We start from the raw sequence: 6,369 nt of genomic DNA, 5'->3' as shown, positions 1-6,369 counted from the left end.
AGTTATTTCAGACTGTTGGTTTTTGGTTGTTAGGATGTCAAGGAATCCTTTCAGTACGGTCAACTGGTTATTAATGTCGTGTCGTGTGATGCTTGAGAGGAGGTTGAGCTTCTGGTTTACACGTTGCAGAGACTCCTCCATCTGCCTGCGGTCGCTGATATCAACGAGCATCCCGATCAGCCCACCCGGACTTCCATCTCCGAGGCGGAATCCGTCAACAGAATAGAGTGTTCTATGCACCTTACCGTCTGCGTACACTATGGGGAGTTCGTAGCTCAGTTGTGTCACTTCCCCGATCACCCGCATGTCTTCAGCATGAAACCGTTGCCGCTCATCGTTTGGCAGGTATTCAAGATCCAGGACCGTCTTCCTGTTCAGGTACGCACGTGTCGTCCCAAAGACGCGTTCATAGGCACGGTTGCATCCGACAAACTTCCCCAAACGATCTTTTATGAAGATTGGATGGGGTATGCTGTCGATGAGTGCCTGCTGGAATATGAGCTGTTCAGCCAGCGCCTCTTCCGCCTGTTTTCTTGCGGTGATATCCCTGCCATTCATGATGACAGAGACGATCTCTCCCGAGGAAGAGTATTCCGGGGCTGCGATGATATCAATCCAGGTGCCATTTTGGAGCTGGAACTCACTCTGCTGCCTCTCTCCGTCGGAAAAGACCGAATCGACCATCTCTTCCCATCTCACCACCAACTCAATAGTAAAGCCGGCTTCTCTGTGTGTCCTGCCTATCAGATCGTCGGGTTTCAGCCCAATCTGCCCTTCAACTGCTCTGTTTACATATATATGGCGGTGATCTCTGTCAATTCGAATGACGACATCCTCTATGGCATCGGCAAGACTTCTGAACTGCGCCTCACTCCTCCTGAGTGCATCCTCTGCAGCTTTCCGGGTGGTTATATCCTGGCCCTGTGCGATGGTGGCAATGATCGCCTCTCCATCGCCACCCCTGATATTTGCGGAGTTCCAGAGGACGGTTCTGATCTCGCCGGATGTATTCCGGATCGGGATCTCGACGATATCCCATTGCTCCCCTGTCATCGCCCTCTTGATCAGAGCCATCGATGCATCTCTGGTATCATCCGGGAAGAGTACCTGAATCTCCTTTCCAATTGCCTCTTCCGGCAACATGCCGGTGAGCCTTCCGAATGCATCATTGAACCTCGTTATTCTGCATGACCGATCCCAGACGATGATCGGCGCATTTGCGTACGTGATGAGGTTCTCAAGGTATTCGTTCGTCTCATCAAGGGCATGTTGAGCTTCTGTCAGGTCATCGAGCTGCTGGCGGAGCTCCTCTTCTGCTGCGGCAAGCTGTTCATTGGCGGCATGGAGTTCGTCATGGCTCCTCCTGAGCTTCTCCTCAGCAGTCCTTCGTTCGGTGACATCCTGGATGCTCACCGCAAACTGCCCATATGCCGGGCTATAGGCGAGCACATCATACCATTTACCCAGTGCAGCACTATAATCCTCAAACTGCCTGGGGGCTCCCGTCAGAGCGACCTCCCCATAGGTTGAGATCCAGTACTCTTCTGTGCCCGGCATCACTTCACGAACAGTCCTGCCGATCAGAGTATCTGCCGAGAGTCCGGTAAGCTTCTCAAATGCGGTGTTGATGGCGAGGAACCGATAATCAATCGGTTTCCCTGAGGTATCAAGCAGGATCTCATGCAGTGCGAATCCTGCATTCATATGTTTGAAGAGGAGATTGAACTGCTTCTCACTCGCGGCAAGCGCCTCCTCCGAACGCCTTTTCCCGACTGCGTACCGGATCTTATTTAAGAGTTCGGCAAACTGGGCTTTTGGGTTTCCCCCTTTCTGGAGATAGAAGTCTGCACCGTTGTTCAGCGCCTCGATAACGACATCCTCCCTGCCTTTTCCGGTGAAGATGATGAACGGGGTCGTATCACCTTTTGATCGTACATATTTCAGAAATGCAATCCCGTCACAGTGTGGCATCTGGTAGTCGGAGACGATCGCATCGACGGCGTGGTCTTCAAGGAGCCTGACCCCTTCGTGTGGGCTCTCTGCGATTCTGACCGTGATATCGCCTGATTTTTCAAGGAAGAGCCTGCCGATCTCAAGGAGTGCAGGCTCGTCATCGACGTAGAGTATCTGAATAGGTGTGTCTGTCATCTCTCCTCCACGTTTTGACATTTCTCTCTCCGATACGGTCTGGTTCTCGGTATGGTGTCCCGATAACCATCTCCTCCTGATCTTCAGGCACTCCTATTGCCTCCTGTATGAATGCCACAACCGCAAGCAGGTTATCTGCATTGTTGTCAATGGCAACGATCGTCAGCATGGCATGCGTCATTCAGAAACCTTCCTATACTCGTTGTTTACTTTGAAATCCCCGGATTACCTGAATTCACTCTTCAATACCTGCTCCTCTGAAAAAAATTCAGAGAGGACTCCTCTCAGCTCCTGCAGGGTGATCGGTTTCTGAAGAATGAGACTGATATCGCCACGATATTTGGCGATCTCCTCTTCAGAGACATATTTTGCCGTAAAGATGATCACCGGGATCCCGTCTAAACCGTCTTTCTTCAGTTCGTCAAGGAACTGCCATCCATCGATTGGTCTCATCATCAGATCGAGGAGGATGAGATCGGGTCTCTCTTCTCTGATCACATCAAGTGCATCCCATCCATTATTGATCATGATGGCGGTGTATCCGAGTTTTCTCAGGATAAGACCAATAACCTGAAGATTCTCCTCATCATCATCGATCACCAGTACCGTCCTGCTCATCTCAAATCCCCTCCTCTGAAGTGTTACCCGGATATATCTCCTCTTCTCCACAGGCACCAGCATCTCAAATCGTGCACCTTCCCCGTATACCCCGGTCTCCCGGATGACAATCCCGGTGATGGCTATCTCTATCGTCAGTTGTACTCTGTGATGATCATGACCCTTGGAAGGATGAATTTTTCCATCTGAAAATGTGTAGATCTGGAAGATGTCCTCTGTTAGCTGTAGCTCATGATGAACGAATATGAACCTCTTCTCATCTCTGATATGGGGGTTGTGGCCAGGGCTTTCTTATGCGAAACCTTCATAGTCCCTGAGGGAGATGATACCATTATACGAATAAGATGGAGGTGTAATCATGACGATAAGAATAAAACCGCGGAAGCCTGTTATTTCGGATAAGGTCCATCCGGTCAGGAAGGTACGAAGACTCATGATGAATCAGACGGACTATCCTCTCATGTCTGGTTGTATGATGCATCTCTTCGTCCTTGGCCTCCTCTCGGCAACACTCTCCCTTACCGGACTCACAGCCGGAGTGGTCATGCGATTTATCGGGCTGTAAAGTTGGATCGAAGATCATCCCCCCAATTGTTTTTTTCCTTATGAATGAGGCTGTCCTCACGAACCACGGTCGTTTCCCTTATGGAAAATCCATACTCCCTCCTCTTGCGCCTTTGCGTGAACATTACTCTCCACTACAGGAGACGGAGCATCACGCAAAGCCGCTAAGACGCAAAGCAACACTCTCCAAAGGAAACAACCCTGCCACCTGATCTGATGAGTTACTTGGCGTGAGCAGTGTTCTACGATAGAGGAGATCGGGTGTCACGCTCAAGACGCTACCGGGCAAAGGAGACGACCCTGTCACCCTTATTTGATGACGAGTTCTGTATCCCGATTCCAATCTGTCTTTGCGCCTTTGCGTGAGTATTTTTCCCCGTCACTGGAAATGGTATCACGCCAAGCCCCCTTCGTCAGGTGGAGGTAGTTGACGGTGATCGTTGTACGATCCTGATCCTCCCCTCTCCTGTATCCCGATCAACCATCCCCTTTTTGATCAGGTGTATCACCGGATCGATATCCCGGACTGTCGTTCCGACATATTCCGGCCCTGCTGCTTGTGCAATCGCATAATGGCCGTCACCCCCTGATGCAAGCCAGGTATTGACGGCGACGGTGTACTGCAGATCTCCCCTCAGTTCTTCCCATCCTCCGGATCGATTGACCTGGATTTCGCTCACCCGATTTCCTTTCGTTATGATCTCACTCAGATTCTTCTCATTGTACCTTGCAGTGAAGGGATCTCCACTGAGATCGATAGTAAACCTGATACCGGATACCTGGAGGAACCCCCCGGTTGGTGGCCGATCCCCAGAGAAGTGTTCATCCCCCGGCACACGGAGTGCAGACGCCGAGATTTCGAGAGTCTCTGCAATCTCCTCTCCGCTCATCTGAACAAGCACCAGTTCGCTTCCGTAGGGGAGGATCTCAGTCATAATGCCCCATGAGATTGGACCTGCTGCAAAGATCCGATCTCCCCGGATCGACCCGCCGTTAATCAGGGCAATCTCTGCTTCAGGGAACCAGTTCCGCCATGTATCGGTGATCAGATCTCCGACAGCGGCTTCACCTCCTCTGACGACCTCTTTTCTGGTGTCGAGGGAGTACGTGATCTCCCCCACCGGCCTCTGCATCTCGTCGCGAAACGCGGTGATGAAGGGTGCAAGTACCGAAGAAACATCCGGATTATTCCCTTCTGGTCGGACTGTTTCAAAATGCCAGTCAAGGACGTCTCCATTTCGTATCGTCAGCCTGAGTATTCCAAGGTCATCCCCATACTGGCCTGCCTGCACAATCGGAACGATCCGCCCATCCGGGTCTATGACCTCTTTGGAGATGACAATATGATCATGCCCCCCGATGATCGCATGCATCCCCCTCACGTTCTCTGCAAGCCGGGTATCCTCTTCGATCCCCATATGGGAGAGGCAGAGGATCAGATCGACCCTTTCCGCCTGAAGTGATCGGATCGCTGCCTCTGCTGCTGACACCGGTTCGGTGACGGTTACGCCTGGTCCTACCTGGGCGATCATGTGTAATCTGGGCGTCATCAGGCCAAAGATACCAATTGCCAGTTCATCCTGATTGATGATCGTCCATGGTCGGATCGCTTCTCTCAGCGTCTCGTTCTCAAAGGCCATGTTTGCAGAGAGGATCGGAAACCCCGCATAGTGCACTGCTTCGGCATAGATCTCGTACCCGGTCCCGAACTCATGGTTCCCCGGGCAGGCTGCATCATACCCTGCTTCTGTCATCCCGCGATACTCCGGTTCTCCGTGAAAGAGTGAGTAGACTGCACCGATCAGATCGTCACCGCTTGAGAGGAGGAGGGTATGATCTCCTCCTGATCGGATCTGATCTGCTGTTGCTGCGATGGCTGAGAGGCCAGGGCTCTGTACCCCTTCTACAACTCCGGGTAAAAAGATCCTGCTCTGAAGATCAGATGTCGTCAGGATCGTTATGCGAATCTCAGTATCCCTGATCGGAGGTGGGGATTGGAGTGTTGCGAGCAGAATGATCCCGATGATGGCAGCAGCGATGATAAGGGCGGATCGGTGAGAGATCATGAATAATCTTCAGATACCACCTGAAAATAGAAAAAGGTGTGCAGGATTATTTACCGGATCACCGGATCGCAGATATCTTCTTCGAGGGAGCACTTATCGATATACTGGAGATTAAATTTATAGAAATTCGTGAAGCCGCAGTTTCTGCATCGGACGGTGAAGTGGTTGCAGCCGACGAAGAGATCATGCATCCCCTCAACTCCACAGTTCCTGCAGGTCGCTGTCGGCTCAAGACGCCAGACATCATAACAGGATATCGGTGTGTAATCTCCAACCTCTCCGATCTCCGCCATCTTTGGGACGAAGATCCGGGTAGCTCCGCAGTTCGCGCAGACGACCTGGGCCTGCTGCGGAACGACCTTGATCACCTGGTCGGCATCTTCATGGCAATGATAACAGTCGATCCGGTACCTGGTTGAGAAAACACCTGGCTTCATAAAAGAGACTGAGGATGCAGAAGATGAAAAAAGTACCCCTTCCCGGATGGGGAGGGTGTATTGTATCATTAAAAAGGGATTGTAGTTTGGATCTTACATCATGCCGGGCATTCCGCCCATGCCACCCATTCCACCCATGCCACCCATGTCGTCTGGCATGCCTTCTGGTCTGGACATCTTGGAAGCGGCGATGACGTCATCGATCCTGAGGATCATGACGGCAACTTCTGCTGCGGATGAAATTGCCTGTGTCTTGACACGGAGCGGCTCAACAACGCCTGCTGCCTTCATGTCAGTTGCTTTTGCCTGATACACATCAAGCCCATAGGTCTTATGACCCTGCTCATGTGCGGCTCGGAGCTCGACAAGCATGTCGATCGGGTCAAGTCCTGCGTTCTCTGCGAGGGTGCGGGGGATGATCTCAAGAGCGCTTGCAAATGCCTCGATTGCGAGCTGTGCCCGGCCACCGACGCTGGATGCGTAATCACGGAGACGGAGTGAGAGCTCGATCTCTGGTGCACCGCCACCGGCGACGA

Annotated in this window: 7 protein-coding genes; 1 reads left to right on the top strand and 6 read right to left on the bottom strand. The window is 51.9% G+C overall.

Annotated features, from left to right (window positions below; genetic code table 11):
- From Q7V06_RS00740 to Q7V06_RS00730, 3 genes are all read right to left on the bottom strand, one after another.
- Window positions 1-2,148 (bottom strand): PAS domain S-box protein (locus Q7V06_RS00740; RefSeq protein WP_304836603.1); only part of this gene is annotated, 2,148 nt, incomplete at its 3' end.
- Complete coding sequence (locus tag Q7V06_RS00735; RefSeq protein WP_304836600.1) at window positions 2,111-2,329, bottom strand: hypothetical protein; 219 nt, start codon at window positions 2,327-2,329, stop codon at window positions 2,111-2,113. The genes Q7V06_RS00740 and Q7V06_RS00735, both read right to left, overlap by 38 nt.
- A gap of 44 nt (window positions 2,330-2,373) precedes the next feature.
- On the bottom strand, window positions 2,374-2,829 hold the full coding sequence (locus Q7V06_RS00730) for a response regulator (protein ID WP_304836597.1): 456 nt from the start codon (window positions 2,827-2,829) through the stop codon (window positions 2,374-2,376).
- Between the two features lie 295 nt (window positions 2,830-3,124).
- Here Q7V06_RS00730 and Q7V06_RS00725 point away from each other — a divergent pair, with 295 nt between their 5' ends.
- Complete coding sequence (locus tag Q7V06_RS00725; protein WP_304836594.1) at window positions 3,125-3,331, top strand: hypothetical protein; 207 nt, start codon at window positions 3,125-3,127, stop codon at window positions 3,329-3,331.
- A gap of 412 nt (window positions 3,332-3,743) precedes the next feature.
- On the opposite strand, the gene Q7V06_RS00720 is transcribed toward Q7V06_RS00725, so the two are convergent.
- From Q7V06_RS00720 to Q7V06_RS00710, 3 genes are all read right to left on the bottom strand, one after another.
- Window positions 3,744-5,396: a bifunctional UDP-sugar hydrolase/5'-nucleotidase gene (locus Q7V06_RS00720; protein WP_304836592.1), complete on the bottom strand. Its 1,653-nt coding sequence runs from the start codon at window positions 5,394-5,396 to the stop codon at window positions 3,744-3,746.
- Between the two features lie 50 nt (window positions 5,397-5,446).
- Entirely contained in the window at window positions 5,447-5,833 is a 387-nt protein-coding gene (locus Q7V06_RS00715) for a hypothetical protein (RefSeq protein ID WP_304836589.1), read from the bottom strand.
- A gap of 93 nt (window positions 5,834-5,926) precedes the next feature.
- The coding region (locus Q7V06_RS00710) for a TCP-1/cpn60 chaperonin family protein (protein WP_304836586.1) at window positions 5,927-6,369 on the bottom strand (443 nt) is incomplete at its 5' end.

It is taken from the genome of Methanocalculus sp. (genome assembly GCF_030651615.1).
GTDB lineage: Archaea > Halobacteriota > Methanomicrobia > Methanomicrobiales > Methanocorpusculaceae > Methanocalculus.
This window is presented reverse-complemented; position numbering and strand designations above follow the sequence as displayed.